General features: G+C 35.8%; 16 protein-coding genes. 7 read left to right on the top strand and 9 right to left on the bottom strand.

Annotation, left to right across the window (positions count from 1 at the left end; translation table 11 throughout):
- Nucleotides 1-420 precede the first annotated feature (420 nt).
- Together B0A80_RS09535 and B0A80_RS09525 are read left to right on the top strand one after the other, a co-directional pair.
- The gene (locus B0A80_RS09535) at nt 421-3,327 is read left to right on the top strand and encodes an FAD-binding and (Fe-S)-binding domain-containing protein (protein WP_089077137.1); all 2,907 of its coding nucleotides are present in this window, start codon (nt 421-423) and stop codon (nt 3,325-3,327) included.
- Between the two features lie 602 nt (nt 3,328-3,929).
- On the top strand, nt 3,930-5,870 hold the full coding sequence (locus tag B0A80_RS09525; protein ID WP_089077135.1) for an amino acid permease: 1,941 nt from the start codon (nt 3,930-3,932) through the stop codon (nt 5,868-5,870).
- A 398-nt stretch (nt 5,871-6,268) separates the two neighbouring features.
- On the opposite strand, the gene B0A80_RS09520 is transcribed toward B0A80_RS09525, so the two are convergent.
- Nucleotides 6,269-7,495, bottom strand: coding sequence for an aminotransferase class I/II-fold pyridoxal phosphate-dependent enzyme (locus B0A80_RS09520; protein WP_089077134.1), 1,227 nt, complete (start codon nt 7,493-7,495; stop codon nt 6,269-6,271).
- A 288-nt stretch (nt 7,496-7,783) separates the two neighbouring features.
- On the opposite strand from B0A80_RS09520, the gene B0A80_RS09515 reads away from it, so the two are divergent.
- Nucleotides 7,784-8,242 carry an Lrp/AsnC family transcriptional regulator gene (locus tag B0A80_RS09515; protein ID WP_017495489.1) on the top strand — a complete coding sequence of 153 codons (459 nt, stop codon included), beginning with the start codon at nt 7,784-7,786 and terminating at the stop codon, nt 8,240-8,242.
- A gap of 61 nt (nt 8,243-8,303) precedes the next feature.
- Here the strand turns inward: B0A80_RS09515 and B0A80_RS09510 are convergent, their stop codons facing one another.
- The gene (locus B0A80_RS09510) at nt 8,304-8,762 is read right to left on the bottom strand and encodes an SRPBCC family protein (protein ID WP_089077133.1); all 459 of its coding nucleotides are present in this window, start codon (nt 8,760-8,762) and stop codon (nt 8,304-8,306) included.
- Between the two features lie 284 nt (nt 8,763-9,046).
- On the opposite strand from B0A80_RS09510, the gene lpdA reads away from it, so the two are divergent.
- Nucleotides 9,047-10,450: a dihydrolipoyl dehydrogenase gene (gene lpdA / locus B0A80_RS09505; RefSeq protein ID WP_017495487.1), complete on the top strand. Its 1,404-nt coding sequence runs from the start codon at nt 9,047-9,049 to the stop codon at nt 10,448-10,450.
- A 52-nt stretch (nt 10,451-10,502) separates the two neighbouring features.
- Here the strand turns inward: lpdA and B0A80_RS09500 are convergent, their stop codons facing one another.
- The 3 genes from B0A80_RS09500 to B0A80_RS09485 all read right to left on the bottom strand — a co-directional run bounded on the left by B0A80_RS09500 (nt 10,503) and on the right by B0A80_RS09485 (nt 13,216).
- On the bottom strand, nt 10,503-11,156 hold the full coding sequence (locus tag B0A80_RS09500) for a hypothetical protein (protein ID WP_089077132.1): 654 nt from the start codon (nt 11,154-11,156) through the stop codon (nt 10,503-10,505).
- A 581-nt stretch (nt 11,157-11,737) separates the two neighbouring features.
- Nucleotides 11,738-12,112 (bottom strand): DoxX family membrane protein, encoded by a 375-nt coding sequence (locus tag B0A80_RS09490; RefSeq protein ID WP_070907066.1) that lies wholly within the window; start codon nt 12,110-12,112, stop codon nt 11,738-11,740.
- Nucleotides 12,113-12,319: 207 nt separating this feature from the next.
- Complete coding sequence (locus tag B0A80_RS09485; RefSeq protein ID WP_089077131.1) at nt 12,320-13,216, bottom strand: DUF4349 domain-containing protein; 897 nt, start codon at nt 13,214-13,216, stop codon at nt 12,320-12,322.
- 277 nt (nt 13,217-13,493) lie between these two features.
- Between B0A80_RS09485 and B0A80_RS09480 the strand changes: the two genes are divergently transcribed.
- The 3 genes from B0A80_RS09480 to B0A80_RS09470 all read left to right on the top strand — a co-directional run bounded on the left by B0A80_RS09480 (nt 13,494) and on the right by B0A80_RS09470 (nt 18,351).
- Nucleotides 13,494-14,780 carry an anthranilate synthase component I family protein gene (locus B0A80_RS09480; RefSeq protein ID WP_070907064.1) on the top strand — a complete coding sequence of 429 codons (1,287 nt, stop codon included), beginning with the start codon at nt 13,494-13,496 and terminating at the stop codon, nt 14,778-14,780.
- A gap of 158 nt (nt 14,781-14,938) precedes the next feature.
- Complete coding sequence (gene tilS / locus B0A80_RS09475; RefSeq protein WP_089077130.1) at nt 14,939-16,249, top strand: tRNA lysidine(34) synthetase TilS; 1,311 nt, start codon at nt 14,939-14,941, stop codon at nt 16,247-16,249.
- Complete coding sequence (locus B0A80_RS09470; protein WP_089077129.1) at nt 16,249-18,351, top strand: protein-disulfide reductase DsbD family protein; 2,103 nt, start codon at nt 16,249-16,251, stop codon at nt 18,349-18,351. Before tilS ends, B0A80_RS09470 begins: the two co-directional genes overlap by 1 nt.
- A gap of 183 nt (nt 18,352-18,534) precedes the next feature.
- Here B0A80_RS09470 and B0A80_RS09465 read toward each other — a convergent pair whose 3' ends face one another.
- From B0A80_RS09465 to B0A80_RS09450, 4 genes are all read right to left on the bottom strand, one after another.
- Nucleotides 18,535-19,851, bottom strand: a complete 1,317-nt coding sequence (locus B0A80_RS09465; RefSeq protein WP_089077128.1) for an ammonium transporter — start codon at nt 19,849-19,851, stop codon at nt 18,535-18,537.
- 328 nt (nt 19,852-20,179) lie between these two features.
- The gene (locus B0A80_RS09460) at nt 20,180-21,487 is read right to left on the bottom strand and encodes an amidohydrolase family protein (protein ID WP_089077127.1); all 1,308 of its coding nucleotides are present in this window, start codon (nt 21,485-21,487) and stop codon (nt 20,180-20,182) included.
- A 40-nt stretch (nt 21,488-21,527) separates the two neighbouring features.
- Nucleotides 21,528-24,524 carry an amidohydrolase family protein gene (locus B0A80_RS09455; protein ID WP_089077126.1) on the bottom strand — a complete coding sequence of 999 codons (2,997 nt, stop codon included), beginning with the start codon at nt 24,522-24,524 and terminating at the stop codon, nt 21,528-21,530.
- A gap of 169 nt (nt 24,525-24,693) precedes the next feature.
- Nucleotides 24,694-26,121: a S41 family peptidase gene (locus B0A80_RS09450; RefSeq protein WP_089077125.1), complete on the bottom strand. Its 1,428-nt coding sequence runs from the start codon at nt 26,119-26,121 to the stop codon at nt 24,694-24,696.
- Between the last annotated feature and the right edge of the window lie 34 nt (nt 26,122-26,155).

The following is a 26,155-nucleotide window of genomic DNA, read 5'->3' as shown; positions in this document are numbered from 1 at the left end:
TATTATAACGTAAGAAAAAGTGCAAAATTGAATCTGGAAGAAGAAAATCGTAACTAGTTATTTCATTTCTAAAAAGCCTTCGACTCCGCTCAGGGTGACCATTGGGGTGAAATTCTAACTCAAAAATTCCAAATTCCAATTCAAAAAGGCACGGTTAAAGAAAAAAACTTAGCAGCTTAGCCTCTTAGAAACTTAGAACCTCAAAGTTTCATAAGCCTTCGACTCCGCTCAGGGTGACCATTGAGGTGAAATTCTAACTCAAAAATTCCAAATTCCAATTCAAAAAGGAGTAATCAAAGTAAAAAACTTAGAACCTTAGTTTCTTAGAAACTCAGAACCTCAAAAAAAGAACCTTAGAACCTCAAAAAAAACTATTTTTGTAATTCACTGAATTCGTTTTAGTTTATAAACCAAGTTATAATGTCAATAATTAAAGAGTTAGAACAATTATCAGCATCATTAGAAGGAACCCTTTTATATGATGATCTTCATAAAACGCTTTATTCGACCGATGCTTCTGTGTATCGAATTAAACCCAATGCGGTAGCGATCCCCAAAACAATTGAAGATATTGCCAAGCTGATAAAATTTGCAGGACAGCATCAGATGTCGATTACGCCAAGAACGGCCGGAACTTCGTTGGCAGGACAGGCAGTAGGAGACGGATTGGTGGTTGATGTGTCGAAGCATTTTACTAAAATTATTTCGTACAATGCCGAAAAGAAAACCGTAACGGTTCAGCCTGGTGTAATTCGCGACGAACTCAATTTATTTTTAAAACCACACGGCGTATTTTTTGCCCCAATTACATCAACATCAAACCGGGCAATGATTGGCGGTATGGTGGGGAATAACTCTTCAGGAACAACTTCGATTCGATATGGAGTGACACGCGATAAAATTGCTGAGGTAAAAGCTCTTTTAAGCGACGGTTCGGAAGTGGTATTTCAAGATCTGACTTCGGCTGAATTTATCGAAAAAACCAAAGGAGATACCTTAGAAAATAAAATATACAAAACCATTTACGACGAGCTTTCTGTTGTTGCCACTCAGGAAGAAATTGTAAAAGAGTTCCCGAAACCCGAGATTCACCGAAGAAATACAGGTTATGCTGTTGATATTCTGCTGAAATCGGATTTGTTTGGTGGAACTGAACCTACTATCAATTTAGGCAAACTGCTTTGCGGGAGCGAAGGAACGCTGGCTTTTACAACCGAAGTGACGCTGAAAGTAGACGACCTGCCTCCGCCTCACAGCATTATGGTTGTGGGACATTATCACACGATTCAGGAATCGTTAGAATCTGTTGTTGTAGCGATGAAGCATCATTTGTACACGGCAGAAATGATTGATGATACGATTTTAGATTGTACCAAAACGAATCGGGAACATATTAAAAACCGTTTCTTTTTGGTGGGAGAGCCCAAAGCCATTATGTTGTTTGAAGTCGCATCGCATACTTTAGAAGATGCTGAAAAACAGGCAGATGCTTTGATTGCTGATTTGGAAAAAAACAATTTTGGTTATGCACGGGTAAAAATTTACGGGAACGATATTGACAAAGCCAATGAACTGAGAAAAGCCGGTCTGGGTCTTTTAGGAAGTATCGTTGGTGACAATAAAGCAGCCGATTCAATCGAAGACACTGCGGTTGAATTGAGCGATTTGCCGGCTTATATTGCTGAATTTTCGGCCATGATGAAGCGTCACGGACAAGAGGCAATTTATTACGCACATGCCGGAGCAGGAGAACTGCATTTGCGTCCGGTGTTGAATTTGAAAAAAACATCCGATTTAAAACTTTTCAGAACCATAGCGACGGATGTGGCCGTTTTGGTTAAAAAATACAGAGGATCTCTGAGTGGAGAACATGGCGACGGAATCGTGCGTGGTGAATTTATTCCTTATATGATTGGTGAATCCAATTATGAATTGCTAAAAAGAATCAAGCTGGCGTTTGACCCAAATTCAGCCTTGAATATTGGTAAGATTGTGAATGCCTTAAAAATGGACGAGAATCATCGTGTGGTTTCGGGCAGAGTTGAACCGGATATTAAGACATTTCAGGATTTCTCGGATAGTTTGGGGATTTTACGTGCCGCTGAAAAATGTAACGGTTCCGGTGATTGCAGAAAATTGCCATCGGCAGGAGGAGCCATGTGTCCGAGTTACCGCGCGACGAAAAATGAAAAAGAAACGACGCGTGCCAGGGCGAATGCCTTACGCGAATATTTAACGTATTCGGAGAAAGAAAACAAATTTGACCAGAAAGAGCTTTACGAAGTTTTTGAATTGTGTGTGAGCTGTAAAGCCTGTGCCAGCGAATGTCCGAGTAATGTAGATGTAGCCACTTTGAAGGCAGAATTTTTATACCAATATCAAAAAGCAAACGGTTTTTCGACCCGAAACAAAATCTTTGCACACAATGCCAAACTGAATAAGATGGGAAGTTTGTTTCCGTCGATTACGAATTTTATTTCCAACCAGTCTCTCGTGAAAAAAAGCATGGGAATTGCTACGGAAAGACAGGTTCCGTTATTGGCAAAAAAGACGTTCAGAAAATGGTACGAAAATCATAAACCACAACAAAATAATTTCCCTAACGGACAAGTGTATTTATTTAATGATGAGTTCACGAATTATTACGATGTTAATATCGGTATAGATGCTTTTGAACTATTGACAAAATTAGGCTACGAAGTTTTAATCGTCGATCATGAAGAAAGCGGAAGAACGTATTTGTCCAAAGGATTCTTAGAAGAAGCCAAGAAAATTGCAGATGTCAATGTGGCTATTTTTAAGGATTTAGTTTCTGCGAAAGCACCTTTAATAGGAATTGAACCTTCGGCAATATTAACGTTCCGAGACGAATATCTGCGTCTTGCAGCGAATAAAGAAGCAGCTGAAAAAGTAGCTAAAAATGCTTTTACGATAGAAGAATTCTTTAAAAGAGAAATTATCGATGGTAAGATCACAGCTGATTCTTTTTCGGCAGAAAAGAAAGAAATTAAAATTCACGGACACTGTCACCAGAAATCCCTTAGTTCTGTTGAAGCAACTTTTGCTATGCTGAATTTACCAACGAATAATGTGGTTACCATTTACAATTCAGGTTGTTGTGGAATGGCGGGATCATTTGGTTACGAAAAAGAGCATTATCAGGTGAGCATGCAAATGGGAGAAGATACTCTATTCCCAAAAGTAAGAGCGACCGCCCAAGAGGTAAAAATCGCTGCAGCCGGAACCAGCTGCCGTCACCAAATTTATGACGGAACAAGCAGAGAAGCACAGCATCCGGTAAGTATTTTGAGAAACTGTTTGAAGTAGAATGTTGTTAGCCACGAATTTCACGAATTGACGCAAATTTTTTTGTTTCTAATCTTTGTAAAAAAAAATAGATTCTATTCTTTTTGCCACAGATTATGAGGATTAAATGATTTAGAACAAAAGAAATGGGCATTAATCTGCTAAATCTGCAGTATTTGCGAAAGAAAATTAGTCAAGTATTTGAAGTGCTAAAAAAAGGTTTTTTGCAGATTCTGGAGATTGGAATAAATAAATTCGGTAAGTATTTTGAGAAACTGTTTAAAGTAGGAACTGTTGGCCACGAATTCACAAATTTTTTCCACGCAGCTAAAGTCGATGGATTTTTGTCACAGATTAAAAGATTTTTATAGTTTTTTTAAATCATTTTAATCTTTTAATCTGTGGCAAAAAGAATAATTCGCGCTAATTCGTGAAATTCGTGGCAAAAGAAAAAATAACGTAAATCTGTTTAATCCTTATAATCTGTGGTGAAAATAATTCATCGCAAAAAGTGATGCAAAACAAAATCGTTTTATATATTTGAAATCAGGATAATTTTTGCATTATTTGCAAAATAAAACCACAAAGACCGAATTAAATTAATTTTAAAAGCAAAATCATATATGGCATTATCAGGTTTATTCCGAAAGAAAACGGTACAAGATATTCTGAAGCAGGTTGCAAAAAACGATGCGGACGGTCATAACGCATTAGGAAAGCACTTAACTGCCAGAGATTTAACTGCCTTCGGAATTGCTGCTATCGTTGGTGCCGGGATTTTTAGTACGATCGGAAAAGCCAGTGCAGACGGTGGGCCAGCCGTTATATTTTTGTTTTTATTTACAGCCGTAGCTTGTAGTTTTGCCGCTTTTGCCTATGCAGAATTTGCCTCAATGGTGCCTGTTTCAGGAAGTGCTTATACGTATTCTTATGTTGCTTTTGGAGAAATTATAGCCTGGGTAATTGGCTGGGCTTTGATCATGGAATATTCCGTTGGAAATATAACCGTTGCGATATCGTGGAGTGATTATTTTACAGGACTTCTCGCCAGTGGAGGGATTCATCTCCCGCAGTGGGTTCAGATGGATTACTTAACGGCTTCAAACGGATTTAATAACGCAACAGCTTTGATGCATAGTGGAAAAGCCTTTGAAAATTTAGAACCAGCTCTGCAGTCTGCTTATACGGCCTGGACAAGTTCTCCGGTTTTATTTGGCTCGTTTCATTTTGTTGCCGATCTTCCGGCTTTATTAATTATCATTTTGATTACTGCATTGATTTACCGCGGAATGAAAGAATCCCGTAATGCCAGTAATATTATGGTTGTGGTAAAACTTTGTATCGTACTTTTGGTAATTGCGGTTGGGATATTTTACGTAGATACAGCTAATTGGGATCCGTTTGCACCAAATGGAGTAAGTGGCGTTTTAAAAGGAGTATCCGCGGTATTTTTCGCTTACATTGGTTTTGATGCTATTTCAACTACAGCGGAAGAATGTAAAAATCCGCAAAGAGATTTACCACGCGGAATGATGTGGGCGATTATTATTTGTACGCTTTTGTATATCGCCATTGCCTTGGTTTTAACCGGAATGGTACGTTATAATGAATTAAATGTAGGTGATCCGCTAGCATTTGTATTTGAAAAATTAGATTTAAAATGGATGTCCGGAATTATTGCAGTAAGTGCGGTAGTAGCGATGGCAAGCGTTTTATTGGTTTTTCAAATGGGACAGCCTCGTATCTGGATGAGTATGAGTCGTGACGGATTGTTGCCAAAGCGTTTCTCCAGAGTACATCCAAAATTTAAAACACCATCTTATGCAACTATCGTAACTGGTTTTGTGGTTGCAGTACCCGCCTTATTCTTAAATCTTACCATGGTAACGGATTTATGCAGTATCGGAACTTTATTTGCATTTGTATTAGTTTGTGCCGGAGTTTTGGTATTGCAAAATAAGCCAGAGATTCCAAGAGGAAAGTTTAAAACGCCTTATATCAATTCAAAATATATAATGCCAGCTTTATTGATAATAGGATTAGTTTTTGCCTTTGGGTACAATAAAAAAGCTACGATGAGTTTTATCACCAATGAGACCCAGGTGAATAGTCCGGCAGATATTATTACTTCATTGGATAAAAGCGATTCTGAAAAAGTTTTCAATTATTTAAAAAGTATAGACGTTCAGAATAAAACTTCAGAAACATCCGATTTAGAGCATTTATTAAGTCAGTATCAGGATGACGAAGCAAAATATGTTGAGGTTGTAAAAGGTTTACCTATAAAAGAGACTGCGAAATTTGAAAGCGGACTGAGTTTATTCAAACATAAAATTCCAATGTGGATCTTCTTATTGGTATTGGTTGGTTTAACGGTTTGGGCTTTCAAACAGAATCTATCCTTAATTCCGCTTTTAGGCCTAATCTGTTGTTTGTACATGATGGCTGAATTAAGTGTTTGGAACTGGATTTATTTCACAGTTTGGTTGCTTATCGGTCTTTGTATCTATTTTGGCTTCAGCCGAAAAAACAGCAAGCTAAACACGGAGAATGTTATAAGTTAAACGTTATAAGAGTTCCATCGGAACGAAATATATTGTAGGGATGGATTTTAATCCGTCCGCCATCGGAACGAAATGTATTGTAGAGATGGATTTGATCTAAACATGGAGAACGTTACAAGTTAAACGTTATAAGAGTTCCATCGGAACGAAATATATTGTAGGGATGGATTTTAATCCGTCCGTCATCGGAACAAAATATGTTGTAGGGATAGATTTTTAATCCGTCCATTGAAATAAAAAAAATATAGATGATAAGCCGTTCTGAGAATGTTTTCAGAACGGTTTTATTATTTTGTATAAGGTAAAATGATCTTTTCATTTTAAACAGGAACAAAAAAAATCCGCCAAAAGAAAAACCTTCAGCGGATTTAAACAAACTAAAAAAAAATCGTGCAAATTTATTTATAAAGAATTGTTTTATTTTGCAAGATGTCAAGCTCTGTCATGCAGGCTTTCATCATTTTGTAGGTACGTTCAATGTCATTGTCCAGACCGATAGAGAAACGGATCAGACCATCCGTCAGTCCCATTTCGGCTTGTTCTTCTAACGGAATTTCACTTGAAGTAGAAGTCCCCGGTGCGCTGAATAATGTTTTATAAAACCCTAAACTCACCGCCAGATAACCTAAATTTCTGGTTTGCATCAATTCCATTAATTCGTTGGCTTTTTCCAATGATCCCACATCTATGGTCAGCATTCCTCCAAAACCATATTCCGGATTAATCATTGTTTTGTACAATTCATGACTTGGGTGACTTTTTAATCCCGGATAAACCGTTTTTAAACCGTCTTTCTCAAATTTGTCAGCCAAAACGTGCGCATTATGACTGTGCTGCTTGATGCGAATATGAAGCGTACGAAGGTTTTTCATCACAGAAGCCGAACGCAGACTGTCCATCGTAGGTCCTAATAACATACTGGCGCCTGAATTTACATTTTTTAGCGAATTGATAAACTCTTTCGAAGCACAGGTTACACCGCCAACAGTATCACTGCTTCCGTTTATGTATTTGGTTAAACTGTGAATCACAATATCGGCCCCTAATTTTGCAGGAGAAACCGATAAAGGTGAAAACGTATTGTCTACTACCAATTTTAGATTATGTTTTTTGGCAATTTTAGCCAGGCCTGCGATATCAGCTACTTCCAACAATGGATTGCTAACCGTTTCACAGTATAGAACCTTAGTTTTAGAGGTGATCGCTGCTTCTACAATATCAAGTTTGGTAATGTTGACAAAGCTCGTTTCGATTCCAAAGCGAGGAATGAAATTCTTTAGGAAGGCATACGTTCCGCCATAAATAGTTCTACTTGAAACAATATGATCACCCGCACCACAAAGTTGTAAAAGAGTAGGAGTGATAGCTCCCATTCCGGAAGCCGAAACATTGGCGGTTTCCGTTCCTTCCATCGCTGCCAGTGCCTGATCCAGATACAAGTTACTTGGAGAAGAATGACGGGAATATAAGTAGCAACCTTCCATGTTCCCTTCAAAAGTATCGAACATGGTTTTGGCTGAAAGAAAAGTATAAGTAGAAGAATCGGAAATCGATGGATTTACACCGCCAAATTCACCAAAGTATTGCAAATCCTGAATTTTGTCTGCCGGGTTAAAGTGGTTCATAGTTGGTGGTTTATGGTTTATAGTTTGTGGTTTTTTGAGACCACTATTTTGACTTTTACTTTAAAATAAGAACCTCGTATATTCTTTTTTGAAAGAAATCTTTTTCAAAATAAGAGCTAATTGGAAAATAAATCAATCACGAAATGAATAATTAGATTTTAAAACTATAAAAATGTGTTTATCCTGATTTTTAATCTAAATTTGATGGATGTAAGATCAGTTAATAGATTTTCTTTCATCTTATAACAATAAGAACAAACCATCAACTATAAACCATAAACTGAAGCCATGACTTTAGATGCCACAGATAAAAAACTTCTGGTTTTATTACAAACCGACAGTAAAAAAACAAACAAAGAATTATCTTTAAAACTCAATCTTTCTGTGACGGCGGTTTATGAGAGAATTAAAAAACTGGAGCGCGAAGGCATCATAAAAAACTACGTCGCTCTTGTGAATAAATCTAAAATTGAAAAAGGATTTGTGGTTTTCTGTCATTTAAAACTAATTCAGCATACCAAGGAATTCCTAACTAAATTCGAAAGTGAAGTAACCAAGCTAAACGAAGTGTTGGAATGTCACCACGTAAGCGGCGATTATGATTATATCTTAAAAGTTTTGGTAAAAGACATGGAAGCGTATCGTGAATTCCTGGTCACAAAACTGACTTCGCTTCAACATATTGGCAGCACACAAAGTATGTTTATGATTAGCGAAGTGAAGAATTCAACGGTGATTTCTTTTTAAGGTGCTAAGATTCTGAGAGGCTAAGGGGTTTAGTTTTTTTTAATAGTATTATTTAAGGGAATTATCGCTCCGAAATTTCTTTTAGTTTATTTAGTGCCGTTGGATAGGTGCTTTTAAAATAATCTAAATATTCGTCTACTGTATCCAGATCTACAGTGACAGTAGTTATACCGTTATTTTCCTGATAGGAATAATTTTCATGTCCGCCAGTCCATTTTTCAACCTGTTCCCCTGTAGTAACTTCAGTTTCGCCATCCAGGAAGCCGTAATGTCTTATAGATATAAATTTAGCTGGTTGGTTTTCTACAATTTCAGAAACCATTCCGCCCTTTTTTCCGTTTTCATCCAGGCCTACAAAATAAATTTTACTGCCTTTTTCCCAGCTTCCTTCATAGGTAGAAGTTGGGTTAAATGCTGCTGTCCAATGTTCATAGGTGTTTTTATCTTTCAAACCCAGCATCGCCTCATAAACTTTTTGAGCCGTTGCATTTATCTCTATTTTGAATTGTAGTTTTTCCATTTTGAATTAGCATTGATTAGATTTCAAATTTACATTTTATTTTTGGCTTATGTTTTTTGTTGTCTGATTATCAGTGTTTTTTATTTTTCGTGTTTTTAAAATATATAAAAGTAAGATTTATCACAAACCAAAAAATAGCTAATCTCTGCGAACTTAGCGTAAATCTTAGTGCTCTTAACGGTTAAAACTCCATCTAAAATTTCACCCAAAAAACATTGAAAATTAAACTTCAAACAAAACTTTATTCCTTAATTTTGTAACGCTAAAAATAAAATAGACAAACTATGAGTTCATTTGACGTAGTCATTATAGGTTCAGGTCCTGGCGGATATGTATCAGCAATTCGTTGCGCACAATTGGGATTTAAAACTGCAATTGTAGAAAAGTATAACTCTTTAGGTGGAACTTGCCTTAATGTAGGTTGTATTCCTTCAAAAGCATTATTATCGTCTTCTCATCATTATGCGGAAATTGCACATTTTGCAGATCACGGAATCGAAGTTTCAGGTGATGTGAAAATCAATTTAGAGAAAATGATCGCGCGCAAGCAAGCTGTTGTTGATCAAACTGCAGGTGGAGTTAACTACTTAATGGATAAAAATAAAGTTACTGTTTTTAATGGTTTAGGTTCTTTCGTAGATGCAACACACATTGCTGTGACAAAAGCTGACGGAACATCCGAAACTATTGAAGCAAAATATACTATAATTGCTACAGGTTCAAAACCATCTTCTTTGCCTTTCATTAAAATTGATAAAGAAAGAATCATCACTTCTACTGAGGCTTTGGCTTTAAAAGAAGTTCCAAAACACTTAGTAATTATTGGTGGTGGAGTAATCGGAATTGAGCTTGGACAAGTTTACCTTCGTTTAGGTGCTCAGGTTTCTGTAGTAGAATTCATGGACAGAATCATTCCGGGAATGGATAGTTCTTTGTCTAAAGAATTGACTAAAGTATTGAAAAAACAAGGAATGAAATTCTACGTTTCTCACAAAGTAAAATCAGTAGAAAGAAACGGTGATGCTGTTGTGGTTCAGGCTGAAAATGCAAAAGGAGAAACAATCACTTTAGAAGGAGATTATTCATTAGTTTCTGTTGGACGTCGTCCGTATACTGACGGATTGAACGCTGACAAAGCAGGAGTAAAAATTTCTGACAGGGGACAAGTAGAAGTAAACGATCATCTACAAACTAACGTTCCAAATATCTATGCTATCGGTGACGTTGTTCGTGGAGCAATGTTGGCACACAAAGCAGAAGAAGAAGGAACTATGGTTGCTGAAATCTTAGCGGGTCAAAAACCGCATATCGATTACAACTTAATTCCTGGTGTTGTATACACTTGGCCGGAAGTTGCAGCAGTTGGACAAACTGAAGAGCAATTGAAAGCTGCAGGAGTTAAATACAAATCAGGAAGCTTCCCATTCAAAGCTTTAGGACGTGCAAGAGCAAGTGCTGACTTAGATGGATTCGTAAAAATCCTTGCTGATGAAAAAACAGACGAGGTTTTAGGTGTTCACATGATTGGAGCCCGTACAGCAGATTTAATCGCCGAAGCTGTTACAGCTATGGAATTTAAAGCTTCTGCTGAAGATATCTCAAGAATGAGCCATGCGCATCCAACTTTTGCTGAAGCAATAAAAGAAGCAGCTTTAGCAGCTACTGATAACAGAGCATTACACGTATAATTTACGTAAAATATATCTTAAGAGCCCGTTAGAATTATTTCTGACGGGTTTTTTATTGCCTTATTATGGTAAAAATATAATACGTTTCTTTATTTTTTAAATAGACATTATAAGTTCCATTTTCTTCTTTATATAAATGGTACAAATATTTGTCGCCTTTAATACTTAAATTTTTTCGTGACAGATTATTACTTTCAATAAATTCCAGTTCAAATTCGCAACTGCCTTTCTTTTTGTAACGCAATTTTGAGAATGTACCATCATTGAAATTTTCTGTCCATAAATGATCGCTTAAAGTGACTTCTACTTTAGCGCCGCTATTTTCTATGTAATAATATTTTGAAGATTCATCAAAATGATTACATTCCTCTCTGGATATTTCATCAAGAGGTTTTTCATTCTGCATGGACCAGTTGCTTTTCTCGGATTCGTTTGGAAAAAGAGCTACAAATTCGTTACAGTTTTTATGTAACCTGAAAAATAACTGCTCAAATACTCTTCTTTGAACTATACTATCCTTAAATTTTGTCAGGTAAGGAGTGATATGAGAATTGTTGATGGTATTAATTCTGATTTCATTGTCTAAAGCCTGATTTTGAACCAATGATTTACAGATTTCGGTCGTCAGCGAATCTACAGATTTTATAGATTGTGATCTGGAAAAATGAACAAACAATAATAAGAAGGCGAGTAAATATTTTTTCATGTAAAATGGAAATTTTCATCAAATATAATTGTTTAGTAAAAGTATTCGGAGAATTGAATTTTATTCTTGTAATATTTGAGTCTAAAAATGAAAAAGTTCAGAAAAAATTTCGTAAATTAGAGGTATGATTCTGAGGTTGTATTTGCAGATGTATATGGTTTAATTGTTTGATAATTAAGCTTGTAGTTTTGTTTTTACAGAAGCCAAAAAATGGTAGAGATACTTTGTTTTAAGAGCACTGAAGAATTCAAAAAAGGTAGTTTTGAAGGGCTAAAATTTTTTTAGTAAATATTAAAATTGTCAGATCAGATTCTAAATAAGGGTTGTTATTATTCTTTTAAGTAATAATATAGAGATAAGGTAAATAACAGGGGCTATAATGTCATAAAAGACGAGTGAGAGGAAAGTATCGGGAAAAGCCAGCTTTATCAGAAAAGATAATATTGGTATGCTTAAGGTCTCATTTTTTGGTCCTTTTTATTCTGATTTTAAAGCAAAATAGTGTAAGTAGTAAAAAGAGCAAACCCGACAGGTTTTTAAATCTGTCGGGTTTGCTTTTTAAATCTAAAGTGAAAAATAGATTATCTGGTGAAAACGCTTTTGTAATTATCCCAATATCTGTAGATTAAAAACAAGTTAGCCAGGAATAGTAATATTGCCAACGGCAATCCTTGTGGCGCAAGAAAGTAATTAATAAACAAGATATTTACCGTAATGGGTAAGATCAGTATATTGGCTAGTGTTACGTATCGTCCTGTTACAAACGCAATTCCGCAAAGTAGTTCGATTGATTTTGCTAATGGTAATAAATAAGTTGAGGCAACAAGCCCCATATTAAAAGCTTTAAAATCACCGGTAGTTTCTGGTTCCGGAGCCAGTTTGAAGAAAAAACTAAGAGAAGCGAATAATAACAAAAGGCCAATTAAAACACGGACAATAATGGTAGCAATTTTCATAATACGTAAGATTTTTAATGGGTTAAAAAAGTCTAATTTATTTTTGGAAAACGTTATAATCTGAACTCACCAATGATAAAAAGTAATTTGTATGACTTTTATATTGAGAATTTGACAGTCATTATCGTTCTATTTTGAGATAAATAGAATGCTATATCAAATATAACGATTTTTTTCTTATGAAATTGTTGTTTTTTAACACTTTTCTTATTTCTTAAAGTATTTTTTGTAAAGGAAAAATCCTCCAAAACCAATCAAAAGAAATGGCCACAAATTAATTAGAAAAACAAAGATCGTTTCAAGAATGTACCAGCCATTTTTTAGCGAATCGATGACTTGAATTCCCAGATTAGGTTTGTAAGCATCGCTGTCTTTTTCGCTGGCTATTATCTCCTGTTTTATCGTTTCGTTTTGATACAGTTGTAAAGTTATGGTACTGAAGTTGATTTGATCCTCTAAGGATAATTTCTCAATAATGCTGTTATCATTGGCTTCTTTCTGGTTCGCCAGCGCATTTTCAGCTTCCATAACATCATTGATTTTTTTGCCCTTAGCATCAATTGCTTTTTCGACCCTTTTTTGTGTAACAGTGTTTCTTTTTTGCGAAAGCTGGTTGGATAATAACTTTAAAGAAACATCATCGGCCTTGATAAGTCTGAAGTCCAGAAAATCAATTTGTTTGGCTATGATTTTAATAACGGTATCGAGCTGTGTATTAGGAACACGGATTGTAATGTCGTTTTGTACCGTATATTTAGTGGTTTCTAGAGTGCTATCCTGACTGATTTTGGTTTTAACCTGATCACGAATGGTGCTTTGTAAGTTGGTGTAGGTTACAAAACCTCCAAATTTCTGAGTGGCGTTTTCAATTGCATAAGTAGATTTAACGACGTTTTTTACCTTAAATTTAATGTCGGCAGTGCGAATAAATTTTTGCTTACCGTCTTTTTTTTCCACTGCTGCCGATGAAGAAACCGCAGTGCTGTCTGTTGTAGTTTGTTGGTCTGCAGGGTTTTCTGATGTAGCGGGATCGAATTTTTTGCAGGAAAAGAATAAGATGATAAGCACTAAGGAAGTCAATCCAAGGTTGGCAATTGTTTTCATAAAGTTTTTTAGATTTAATGGGTTGAGTAATAATTTAGAGAATCCGTTTTTCAGGGAGAGACTAGGGAAATTTTTATCGATTTTTTGGTATAACGAATTCAATCTGTGTTAGTCTTTACCGGCTGTGTTTTTTAGAAGTGTATTTTATCAATAGGCAAAAAAGGTTTGAGTATTCTTGTTAATTCGATATACTAAAAAGTGTGCCAATATTTTTTGTTTAATATTTTATTGAAGGATTTTTTTTGTTGTAATTTTGAGGCCTAAAATTTACCTATTTTTGAGAGTTACCATTTACAAAGACATTTCAGATCCAGAGCATTTTAAACAGCAGCTTTTAAGCTGGTCACAACAATTTCGAGAGGTAATTTTTTTGGATAGTAATTCGTATCCACAGGAATATTCAAGCTTTGATTTTGTTTTGGCAGTGGATGCTTTTACCTCTTTAAAAACAGATTTTCATAATGCTTTTGAAGATCTGAAACAATATCAGCAAACGACTAAAGACTGGCTTTTTGGATATCTTTCCTATGATTTAAAAAATGATACGGAAAACCTCACATCATCAAATTTTGACGGTTTAGATTTTCCGGATTTGTTTTTCTTTCAGCCTAAAAAGATTTTTACGTTAAAAGGAAATAAACTTGAGATACAATATTTATTGCTTTGTGATGATGAGCTGGAAGAGGATTATGAAGAAGTCGTTGATAGTAAATATGATGCTTTTGAAACGGTAAGTAGCATTGAAGTCAAACAACGTATTTCAAAAGAAGCTTACGTTGAAAAAGTAAACAAAATGCTGGAGCACATTCATGTAGGTGATATGTATGAGGCCAATTTTTGTATGGAATTTTTTGCTGAGACTGCCGAAATTAACCCCTTAGAGAAATTTCAGAAGTTAAATGCAATATCACTGGCTCCGTTTTCGGTATTTTTTAAGAATCATAAACAATATTTGCTTTCGGCTTCTCCGGAGCGATACCTGAAAAAAGTTGGTGAAACTTTAATTTCTCAACCAATAAAAGGAACTTCAAAACGATCTTCAGATTCGGTTGAAGATGAAAAATTAAAGCAGTTTTTAGCATCAGATGCGAAAGAACGTGCTGAAAACATTATGATTACCGATTTGGTACGAAATGATTTGTCGCATACGGCACAGAAAGGTTCTGTTGAAGTAACGGAACTTTGTAAAATTTACTCATTTTTGCAGGTGCACCAAATGATTTCAACCATCACTTCAAAAATAGATCCGCAGTATTCACCAATAGATGTTTTAAGAACCACTTTTCCAATGGGAAGCATGACGGGAGCACCAAAAATTTCGGTCATGAAGATTATTGAAAATGTGGAAGAAACCAAACGAGGTCTGTACAGTGGTGCTGTCGGTTATTTTACGCCTGAAGGTGATTTCGATTTTAATGTGGTGATAAGGAGTATCTTGTACAATCAGGAAAATAAATATGTTTCGTTTTCAGTTGGAAGTGCGATTACTTCTCAATCGATTCCTGAAAAAGAGTACGAAGAATGTCTGTTAAAGGCAAAAGCAATGCACGAAGTTTTGCAATAACCAATATATTTTCGATTAATGTATTGCATGTGGGAATGTTAAAATAAATAAAATTCGTACAATTTTAGTTGCAGTTTGTAAATATAGTGTAAATTCGTACAATTTTAAGATTAAAAAAACTTTCTCTATTATATTGAATTAAATTTTTACATTTATAAATGCTTTTAAAATTTCAAAATCATCTCGCTGTAAGATTTCCATTTCTGGAGGATAAAAAGCTGTTTCTGGCAGTAAGCGGAGGATTGGATAGCATGGTTTTGCTCCATCTGTTTCAGCAATTACCGTTTGAGATCGCCGTTTTGCACTGTAATTTTCAATTGCGTGGATTAGAAAGTTTTGGAGATCAGGATTTTATTCAAAAGTACTGTGACGAGAATGGTATTTCGATTTTTAGTACTCAATTTGATACCGAGGCTTTTGCCAAAGATTATAAATTATCCACTCAGGTTGCAGCTCGGGAATTGCGTTACAACTGGTTTTATGAACTTCTGGAAACCGAAAATTTCGACTATATTTTAACGGCACATCATGCCGACGACAATCTCGAAACTTTCATAATCAATCTAACCCGAGGGACAGGATTAGACGGGCTGACTGGGATTCCGGAGCAAAATGATAAAATTGTTCGTCCACTTTTACCTTTTTCCAGAGCCGAAATTTTAGAATATGCAAAGCAAAACAATATACTGTGGCGGGAAGACAGCAGTAATGCGTCCAATAAATACCTTCGAAATAAAATTCGCCATGATCTTGTTCCGATCTTGAAAGAAATCAATCCAAATTTTTTAAATGCCTTTCAAAAAACGCAAGAGTATTTGCAGGAATCACAAGAAATGGTTGAGGATGCTTCGATCATGATTTACCAGCAAGTAGCAAAAGAAGAGGGAGAAGATATTCACTTTGACTTGAATCAGCTAAAGAAATTACCCAATTACAAATCGTATTTGTATCAATGGTTAAATGAATTTGGTTTCGTGGCCTGGAATGATATTTATGATTTGGTAGAGGGACAATCCGGTAAACAGGTTTTTTCGGCTGATTTTCGATTGTTGAAAAACAGAGATACTCTGATTTTGAGTCCAATTTCTGAATTAGAAGAAAATGAAGTATTCGAAATTAGTGCAGGGGAGCAAGACGTTAATTTTCCCTTAAAATTGAGGCTTTGTCAGGTAGACGACATTACAATAGATTCAAATAAAGCTATATTTGTGGACGCTGAAAAAATCCGTTTTCCTCTTATTTTGCGTAAATGGAAGGAGGGAGATGTTTTTCATCCCTTTGGAATGAATGGGAAATCTAAAAAGCTCAGCAAACTTTTTAAGGATGAAAAATTATCGCTGATTGAAAAGGAAAAAATTTGGATTTTATGCTCAGATAATCAGATTGTGTGGGTTATCGGAATCAGACAGGATGAACGCTTTAAAATCGAGAATACAACAAACGAAATAATTAAAATAGAATTATTATAATGAACCCTAACTACTACCATCAAACGATAACGTCGAAAAGTGTCTGGAATAAATCCATTGTTTTTTTACTGTTTTTTCTTTTTGCATTTGCAAAAGGGAACGCTCAAATTCTCGAACCGGTAAAATGGACTTCAAAAATTGAAAAGAAAGCCGGAAATAATGCTGTTTTGATTTTTGACGGAACAATTGAAAAAGAGTGGCACATGTATTCGCAGTTTACGCCGGAAGGTGGACCGCTTGCTTTAGAGATTACCTTTAAAAATCAAAAAGGGAATTACAATTTGGTTGGAAAGGCTAAAGAAGGAAAAACCAAAACAGCTTTTAATGATGTTTTTGGTGTAAATGAAACTTTCTTTGAAGGCAAAGCACATATCGAACAGGAAATCACCATTATCAATCCGAACTTAAAAACGGTTGAGGTTGATTTTGACTTTCAGGTTTGTAAAGAAGTTTGTATCAATTCCAGTAAAAAGTTTTCTATTGCGATTCCATCCAATTTTAAAATGGATGCTGTTGCGGCAGTATCTGAATCTAAATTAGATGAAACAAAAGTGGAGGGGATAGCAGTTGATACAGTAAAAAAAGTAGCCGCTTCAGCAGTAGAGCAAGTTATAAAAACAGATAAGGCTTTGGCAGAAGCAAGTGAAGAAATTCCAGCGTCGACGCCTTCAAGAAGTTTATGGTCGATCTTTTTTATCGCTTTTATTTCAGGATTTGCAGCTTTGTTGACTCCTTGTGTTTTCCCGATGATCCCAATGACGGTAAGTTTTTTTACCAAACAAAGTAAAAGCAGGGCAAAAGGAATAAGAAATGCAGTCATTTATGGTTTTTCTATTATTGCTATTTACGTAATATTAGGATTGATTGTTACCAAAATTTTTGGGGCGGATGCCTTGAATGCACTGTCTACAGATGTTTGGTTTAACCTGATTTTCTTTGTGATCCTGATCATTTTTGCTACTTCATTTTTGGGAGCTTTCGAAATTATGCTGCCAAATTCATGGGCGAATAAAGCAGATCAGCAAGCAGACAGAGGAGGTTTAATTGGTATATTGTTTATGGCTTTAGCTTTGGCTATTGTGTCGTTTTCTTGTACCGGACCTATTGTAGGAACCTTATTAGTGGAAGCTGCTTCGAATGGTGGAATTGCTCCAATTGTTGGAATGTTAGGATTTTCATTAGCGTTAGCGTTACCATTTATGTTCTTTGCTATGTTCCCGGGCTGGTTAAATTCGTTGCCAAAATCCGGTGGATGGCTGAACACTGTGAAAGTAGTTTTAGGATTTTTAGAATTGGCTTTAGCGTTTAAATTTTTATCAAATGCTGATTTGGTACTTCAGTTGCATTTTCTGGAAAGAGAAGTATTCATCGCTATCTGGATCGCTATTTTTGCAGCTCTGACCTTATATTTATTCGGAAAAATTACATTGCCTCACGATAGTCCTTTAAATCATATTTCAGTTGGAAGATTGTATTTAGGATTGCTTACATTAGTGTTTACGGTATATCTGATTCCGGGACTTTGGGGAGCGCCATTAAAATTAATCAGTGCATTCCCGCCACCACCGCAATATAGCGAAAGTCCGTTTGGAGTAGGGGGATCTGCAAATTCAAATAGCGGCAGTACTGAAACCGTTTCGGGTTTACCGGAAGGAGCGGAGTTAGGACCTCATGGCATCATGGTTTTTCATGATTATGAAGATGGTTTAGCGTATGCAAAATCAATCAACAAACCGATTATGCTTGACTTTACAGGTTATGCCTGTGTGAATTGCAGAAAAATGGAAAACAATGTATGGTCGGAACCCATGATTCTGCCAATCCTGAAAAATGATGTCATTTTGATTTCTCTTTATGTGGATGATAAACGTGACTTGCCAAAAGAAGAGCAGTATGTCACGGCAAAAGGAGATAAAATCGAAACGGTGGGTGATAAATGGACCGATTTTATGATTTCAAAATATAAAACCAATACACAGCCATTATATGTGATTACAGATTTGGAAGGGAAGAATTTAAACTCTTCAAAACCTACTATCAGTTATGTAAGCGCAGAAGAATATTTGCAATGGCTGAAAGAAGGAATTTCTAATTTTAAGTAATTTTTTTTCTAGAACATAGAGAATAGAGTAAAGAGAATAGAGTAAAGAGTACAATTTAAAATCTGCAATCTACAATCTAAAGTCTACATCTATAATAAACAAAGGTGAAGTTAATTCAAAACAAAAATCCCTCTAAGGTCAGATTTAGAGGGATTTTTTATGGGCAAAGGCGGAAATTTGTTTTTATAAGAATTCCCCGTGTTGAGAAATGTCTAATCCTAATTCTTCTTTTTCTTCAGTAACTCTTAGTGGGGTAATTTTGTTTACGACAAAGAATAAAGCATAAGAACCTACAAAAGCAAAGATAGAAACGATTACCAAAGCAGTTAATTGATTGATAAATAATGTTGGAGTTCCAAAAATTAAACCTTGATTGTCTCCAACAGCGGGGTTGATTGCTTTCGAGGCAAAAACACCGGTTAACAGCATTCCTACCATACCACCAACACCATGACAGGCGAAAACGTCTAACGCATCATCGATTTTTCCTTTAGGGAATTTGCTTACTACCAGATTACTAACAATGGCAGAGAATGCTCCGATGAAAATAGCGTGAGAGATGCTTACAAAACCTGCGGCAGGAGTAATGGCAACCAGTCCTACGACCGCTCCGATACAAGCGCCCAGAGCTGATAATTTGTGTCCTAAGATTTTATCCAGGAAAACCCAAGCCATAGCAGCAGCTGCGGCAGCAACAGTTGTAGTTCCTAAAGCCTGAACAGCTAATCCGTTAGCTCCTAATGCAGAGCCGGCATTGAAGCCAAACCATCCAAACCATAACAAACCTGTTCCCAGTAAAACGTAAGTAATTCTGGCCGGATTTACTTTTTGAACTTTTCTTTTTCCTAAGAACATTGCTCCTGCTAAAGCGGCCCATCCGGCACTCATGTGCACTACTGTTCCTCCCGCGAAATCTAATACTCCCATTTTAAAGAATACTCCGTCTGGATGCCATGTCATATGTGCTAAAGGAGAATATATGATTAGGATAAATAAAACCATGAATAACAAATAAGCCCAGAAACGCACACGTTCTGCAAATGCACCAGTGATTAATGCAGGTGTAATAATGGCGAATTTTGCCTGAAACAATGCGAATAACATAAAAGGTATTGTTGGGGCAAGGCTCCAGGCAGTGCTGGTACCTACATTCTGAAAGAATAAATTGGAAGTTGGGTCTCCAATGATTCCGCGAATAGAAGGGCCAAATGCTAATCCGAAAGCGACAATAACCCATAAGATCGTAACAATTACCATTGACATAAAACTTTGCAGCATGGTACTAATAACGTTTTTCTTACCTACCATTCCTCCGTAGAAAAATCCTAATCCGGGTGTCATAAGCAAAACAAAAGCAGTGGCTACGATCATCCAGGCTGTGTCTCCTGTGTCAAACTTTACAGCTTCTGCCGGAATTGGATTATCGGATAATATAAAGTTGGATAAAAAGGTGAGTACTAAAATCGTGATAAGAATCACACTTAAAATAATTTTTCGCATAGTTATTTAGTTTTAAATTTTTTATAAATGTATAAAATCAAGTAATAACCATGTAAAAAATAGGGGTAGGTGCTTTATTTTTATTAATTTTTTATTTTGACCCCTTGTATTTTGTGTCAATTGGATAATATTGACTTTAAATTTATGATTTGGTAAAATTGATTTGTGTTTTTGTCAGTTTGTTAACTAAAAATCAATGTTGTGTAGAGGAGTTTTTGATGTTTTTTTGAATTAATTCCCGATTAATTTACTTTTTTGTTGTGAATTGTAAATAAAAAAGGCGTCAGATGAATTTTCAAATGACGCCTTTTATTGTAAAATTTATTGTTTATTTCTGATTGAACTTTGCTTTGAACTTGTCATTCAGTTTGGTTTGAAAAGTTTCTAAGTTAATCTTTCTTCCCTGGATGAAAGCAGTTGTTAGCTTATTCGTTCTCATATCAAGTGCATCACCTTCAGAGATAAATAAAGTAGCATCTTTACCTGTTTCCAAAGTACCACAAGTGGCATCAATACCTAATAATTTTGCTGTGTTTGAAGTGATAAGCTGTAATGCTTTTTCTCTGTCTAAGCCATATGCTGCACAGGTTCCTGCTAAAAAAGGCAGGTTTCTTACACTCATACGCTCGTGATCACCACTGTTTTCAAGCCCTACCACGATACCTTTATCAGTAAGTATTTTGGCCATTTTATAAGGCAGATTTACATCTTCGTCATCACTTGTTGGCATGTCATGCACGCGTCTTAAGAATACACCAACATTATATTTTTGCAATACATCAGCAGCTTTATAAGCTTCAAAACCTCCTACAACAACTATTTTCCTGATCTGATTGCTTGCCGCTAACTGAATAGCATCAACGATTTGTTTTTCTTCATCAGCATGGATGTATAGCGTCTGCGTTCCATCAAAAAGCCCTTTTGTAGCTTCAAAAACAATGTTTCTTTCTTTTGAAGCAGCCTGATTGTAAGCTTTTGCATTACCCCAGAATGCTGCGATTTCTTCTACTTGTTTTGGATAGTCTTTGTTGGCTTCAATAACTCCCGGTTCAAACCATGATCCGGATCTTCTGAAATTAGAAGGGAAATCAAGATGAATTCCGTCATTCTCTTTTATAATGGCATCTTTCCAGCTCCATGCGTCTAATTGCACCACAGAAGAAGTTCCTGAAATTCTACCTCCACGAGGAGTGATCTGCGCCATTAAAATACCATTCGGACGAACGGTTTCTACTACTTTCGATTCAGAATTGTAAGCGATAATACTTCTTACGTTTGGATTAAAAGTTCCAATTTCTTCCTGATCGTCTGACGATTTCACGGCATCAATTTCTACTAAACCTAATGTTGCATTAGCCACGATAAATCCCGGGTAAATGTGTTTTCCGCTGGCGTCAATGGTTGTGTCATACGCATCAGCAGCAAGTCTTACGGTCGTTGCATCTGCTACCAGGGTTAATTTTCCGTCTTTAAATCCAACGGCACTGTTCTGAATAACACTTCCGTTACCTAAATGTGCAGTAGCATTTAAAATCAAAACCGATTTGGTTTGTTGAGGTGCCGGTATTTGCTGTGCTTTTATTTGCAATGATGCACAAAAGGCAAGCAGACCTATATATATGTTTTTATTAATCATGTTATCTGTTTTTATCTTTATGAATTTTATAAAGCCGTTATTATTGTTCTAAAGTATCACAGTGATATTCTTTCTTCTCTTTTTTGGTTGGTGGCTGTGTGCTCATTCCTTTGTTTTTTTCCTGCAACATCTGCCCAATCAATAAGCTTCTTTCTTTCGAAATAGCTTGTTGTTTTTCAGCATCTTTTTCAAGATCAAAATACACTACACCTTCAATCATTGTTTTTTCGACTTTAGCATAAATAGACAACGGATTTTCGCTCCATAATACAACGTCAGCATCTTTACCTACTTTTACACTTCCTACCTTATCGTCAATATGTAATAATTTGGCAGGGTTTAAGGTTACAAATTTCCACGCCTCTTCTTCAGAGATGTTTCCGTATTTCACCGCTTTTGCAGCTTCCTGATTCAATCTTCTTGACATTTCGGCATCATCAGAGTTGTAAGCAACCACTAATCCCTGATTGTGCATGATTGGTCCGTTAAACGGAATCGCATCGTTTACTTCAAATTTGTAAGCCCACCAGTCAGAGAATGTAGAAGCTCCAACACCGTGTTCTTTCATCTTATCAGCAACTTTATATCCTTCCAGAATGTGCGTAAAAGTATTCACTTTGAAATTGAACTTCTCTGTAACATTCATAAGCATTAAAATCTCAGATTCTACATAAGAGTGACAGGTAATAAAACGCTCTTTGTTTAGAATTTCAGCTATCGTTTGCATTTCTAAATCAACTCTTGGCGCTTTTCCTTTTTTAGAACCTGCGTTGAATTTTTTCCAGCTTTCATCGTATTCTTTTGCACGTTGAAAATAATCAGTGAAAACCTGTTCAACTCCCATTCTGGTTTGTGGAAAACGGGTAGGATTATCAATTCCCCAATTCGCTTGTTTTACATTTTCTCCCAAAGCAAATTTGATGAACTTTGGCTGGTTTTTGTATAACATTTCGTCTGGTGCAGCACCCCATTTCCATTTTACAATGGCAGAACGTCCTCCGATTGGGTTTGCAGATCCGTGTAATAATTGCGAAGTGGTTACACCTCCTGCTAAGTCTCTGTAGATATTGATGTCTTCAGAGTTTACAACATCCTGAATCGTAACTTCGGCAGTCGAGTTATGTCCCATCTCGTTCACCCCTTTTGAAATGGCGATGTGGGAGTGTTCGTCAATAATTCCGCTTGTGATATGTTTACCTTTAGCATCAATAACTGTAGCGGAAGCATCTGAAAGATTTTTACCTACAGCAGCAATTTTTCCGTTTTTAATTAAAACGTCAGTTTCAGTTAAAATACCTTCCTTTTCGTTGGTCCAAACCGTAGCATTTTTGAAAAGTAAAGTTTGAGCAGTTAGTCTTTTTGAGTCACCGAAAGCAATATTTGGATAAGTTATCGGGATAATCGGATTTAGTTTTTCAACTTTAGTTGAATCTTTTACCGCTACAAACGGGCTTGTTCTAGTAGCAGTCCAAAACAATTCCGTTCCGTTTGCCAATACCGCTTTTCCGGATAAGTTTTCCGGTTTTTCGATCAATCCTGTCAAACGTGAAAAATTTGATTTGATTGAATCGGTTGGTTTAATTAAAAGAGTAATCCAGTTTTTAGAAACAGCAAAAGTGCTGCTTACTTTCTTTGTATCTGCAGTTGTAATTTCAGATTTTGGAGCATCAACCGTTCCTTCGATTTTCCATTTGTAGGTATCTTTTCCAACCGTTAAGTCGTAGTTACCACGAATGTCTTTTGCGTTAACATCGTTCACAACGTATTTCGTTCCCTGAACCCAGTTTTCGTATAAAACAGTTTTTTCGTCAAAAATTTCACCTGAAGTAATGATGAAGTTGGCAAAAGCACCGGTTTTCAAACTTCCTACTTCATTACTTTTTCCTAAAATAGCCGCTGGAACTGTGGTTAGAGCCTCCAGAGCTTTTGTTTTATCGAAACCATATTTAATGGCTTTTAGTAGATTAGTTTTAAAATCTTCGGTCTTTTTTAATTTGTCTGTTGTTAAAGCAAAAACAACTCCATTATCCGAAAGAACTTTTAAGTTGGTAGGCGCCTGATTCCAGAAACGCATATCGGCCAATTCGATTTGATTGGACAAATAAGGATTAGAAACATCATACGCTTCAGGGAAACTAATTGGAATGATGTATTTGGCATTGGTACCTTTAATTTCTTCGATTCTTTCAAACTCATTTCCGCTTCCTTTCAGAACATAGTTTAATCCAAATTCTTTGGCAATTTTCGCAGCTCTTAAGCTGTTTAGTTTGTCTTCTGTAGCAAAAATCTGAACCAGTTTTTCGTTATCAGCTAAAGCCTCTAATGATAAATCTTTAGTTTCTGAATTTCCTTTTTTGTACCAGTCTAAGTCCAGGTACATTTGGCGTAACAAAGCTGTCATACCCATTAAAGAACTTGGATAAGCCTGATTGGTCAGAGCACTTCTTGTAAAAGCAAAATGGTTGGTTACTTTATTGGCAATAATTTGTTTGCTGTTTTCGGTGTTGTTCAGCGCTACTAAAATTCCGGTTCCCTGAGCAACTCCGTCAGCAATATGGGTTCCTACTACTCCAAAACCGGCTTTTAGTAATTCCTCAGCTTTCGGCTGATCGTATTTAAAAGTCTCATAAGTATTTACTTCAGGACGAACACTTTCGTTCCAGTAGTAGCCTACTTTTTTAGTGTCGTATAAAGGGCTACGGTCACGTCCACGTCCGGCAGGGGCTTTAGGTTTTTCAACCCCAAAGCTGGTGTAGATATCAATAAACGAAGGATAGATAGTTTTTCCTGCAAGATCAATAGCAACGCTATTTTTAGGAATGGTGATGTTATTTCCAACACCAACTACTTTGCCATCTTGAATAAGTAAAGTTCCTTTTTCGATTTTTTGTGTTGGGGTTACATAAATCGTGGCATTGGTAAAAACAGTGTAATTGTTGTTTTTGTTGTGGACACTTTCATTAACGGGAAAGTAATCTTGAGCGTACGTTTTTGTTAAAAAAACACTCAAAAACAGTAGTAGTAGTTTTCTTTTCATGGATAATTAATAAAATTTTCATTAAAAATAGGAAATATTAATATTTGAACAAGTTTTAATGAAAATTAATTTTTTATATTCCGCGTTAAGTACCAAAAACGATTTAGTAATTCTTCTGATTTTGATGTTTTACACTGTTTTTTTGAGTACTACTTTTAAAGATCTCTTTTTATTTTAGGATCTTCTCATATCGGTTTTTTATCCCTTCCAGATAGGGCGCTTTGATTTCTGTGGCGAGTTCTACCGCTTTTTTTAAGACAGCCGTTGCAGTATCTTTTTTCCCGTTTTGTTCCAAAAGATCACCATATTTTAAAAAGGCTATCGGAGATTTTGGATGTAATTCTGCATTGCTTTTTAAAATTGATTCTGCAATAAATGGTTTTGTAGGAGTATAATCAGACGACAGGTTAGTAATATCCTCTTCCGTAAACCAATCAGATTCAATTAGTTTTTTTATAACGGTTTGAATTTGCTGATCCATTTTTGCTAAATCAGCTTCGTTTGATGGTTTTGTTTGCTGGTCAACAGTAGATTGCAATTCCAGATAAAGTTTTTTTGATTCAGCTGCAATTTTACTTCGGTAGTCCTCTGCTGCTTTTTTTGCCAATTCTATGGTTTTGTCGTAGGCAAGTTCCTTGGTTGTTTTGTACTCAGGGATTACACCAATTCCTTCCCAGTTTGTTTTAGTGATTGGATTTATTGCAGTTCCGGTAGGAATAAATATTTCTAAAAGAGAGTTAATTTCAAGAATTTCGCCGGGATTTGCTCCGCCACCAGTCACTTCACCAACTAAGGTTGCTCTTTTTTGTGTTTGCATGTTATAACTGAATTCTTCTGCACCCGAAAAACTTCTGTCACCTGTGATAATAAATAGGGGAACATCGATTCTTTTTTTACCGTTAACTTCTGTAACTCTGAATTCTTCCGTAAAGTTGTCTTTTCTAAAGTATAAGGTATTTAGCAATAGAGGTTCTTTAAAAAAGTAACTGCACAGGTACTGTACGGTTTTAGGACTTCCACCTCCGTTAGTTCTTAAATCAATAACAATGGCGTCCGTTTTAGAAAGCAATTGCATATAAGAATCAATAGTGGGGTTAGTTTCGTGTATGAAATATTTAAAATTGAGGTAGCCGATATTACCGTCAAGTATCTTAACCTCTCGGAAACCATCGGCAAGTTTGCGATTGTCGGTTAAATTATGAAGATAAATTTCGTAGGAATCTTTAGCTGCATTTGTGTTTTTATTATCCGGAACAAATTTAGGCTTGACTCTAAGATGTTTGTCGTTGTTGACTAAACGAATTTCTTTCGTTAGCGCTACAGCGAAAGAATCCAGAAGATCGTATTTTTTGAATTTATTTTCTTTATAACTCTTTTTTAAATGTGCTGCGATCAGTTTTGCCTGATCAGGAAATATGTACTCCTTTTGAATGAGGGAATCTATTTTTAGGATAGTTTCTTTTTTGAATTTTTCCGTTATTTTCTTTTGCTGACCATTGGCATTTGGGAGAATGAGACAAGTGAGCACGAATAAAAAAACGAGTTTGCTGTTAAAAATAAAAATCTGTTGTAAAAATGGTTTAGTGAGATATTTCATAATGTTTCGGATTTTTATTTATAACGCTAATTTA

Source organism: Flavobacterium tructae (genome assembly GCF_002217475.1).
GTDB lineage: Bacteria > Bacteroidota > Bacteroidia > Flavobacteriales > Flavobacteriaceae > Flavobacterium > Flavobacterium tructae.
Note: the sequence above shows the minus strand (reverse complement) of the source record. Positions and strands in the feature narration are given on the sequence as shown.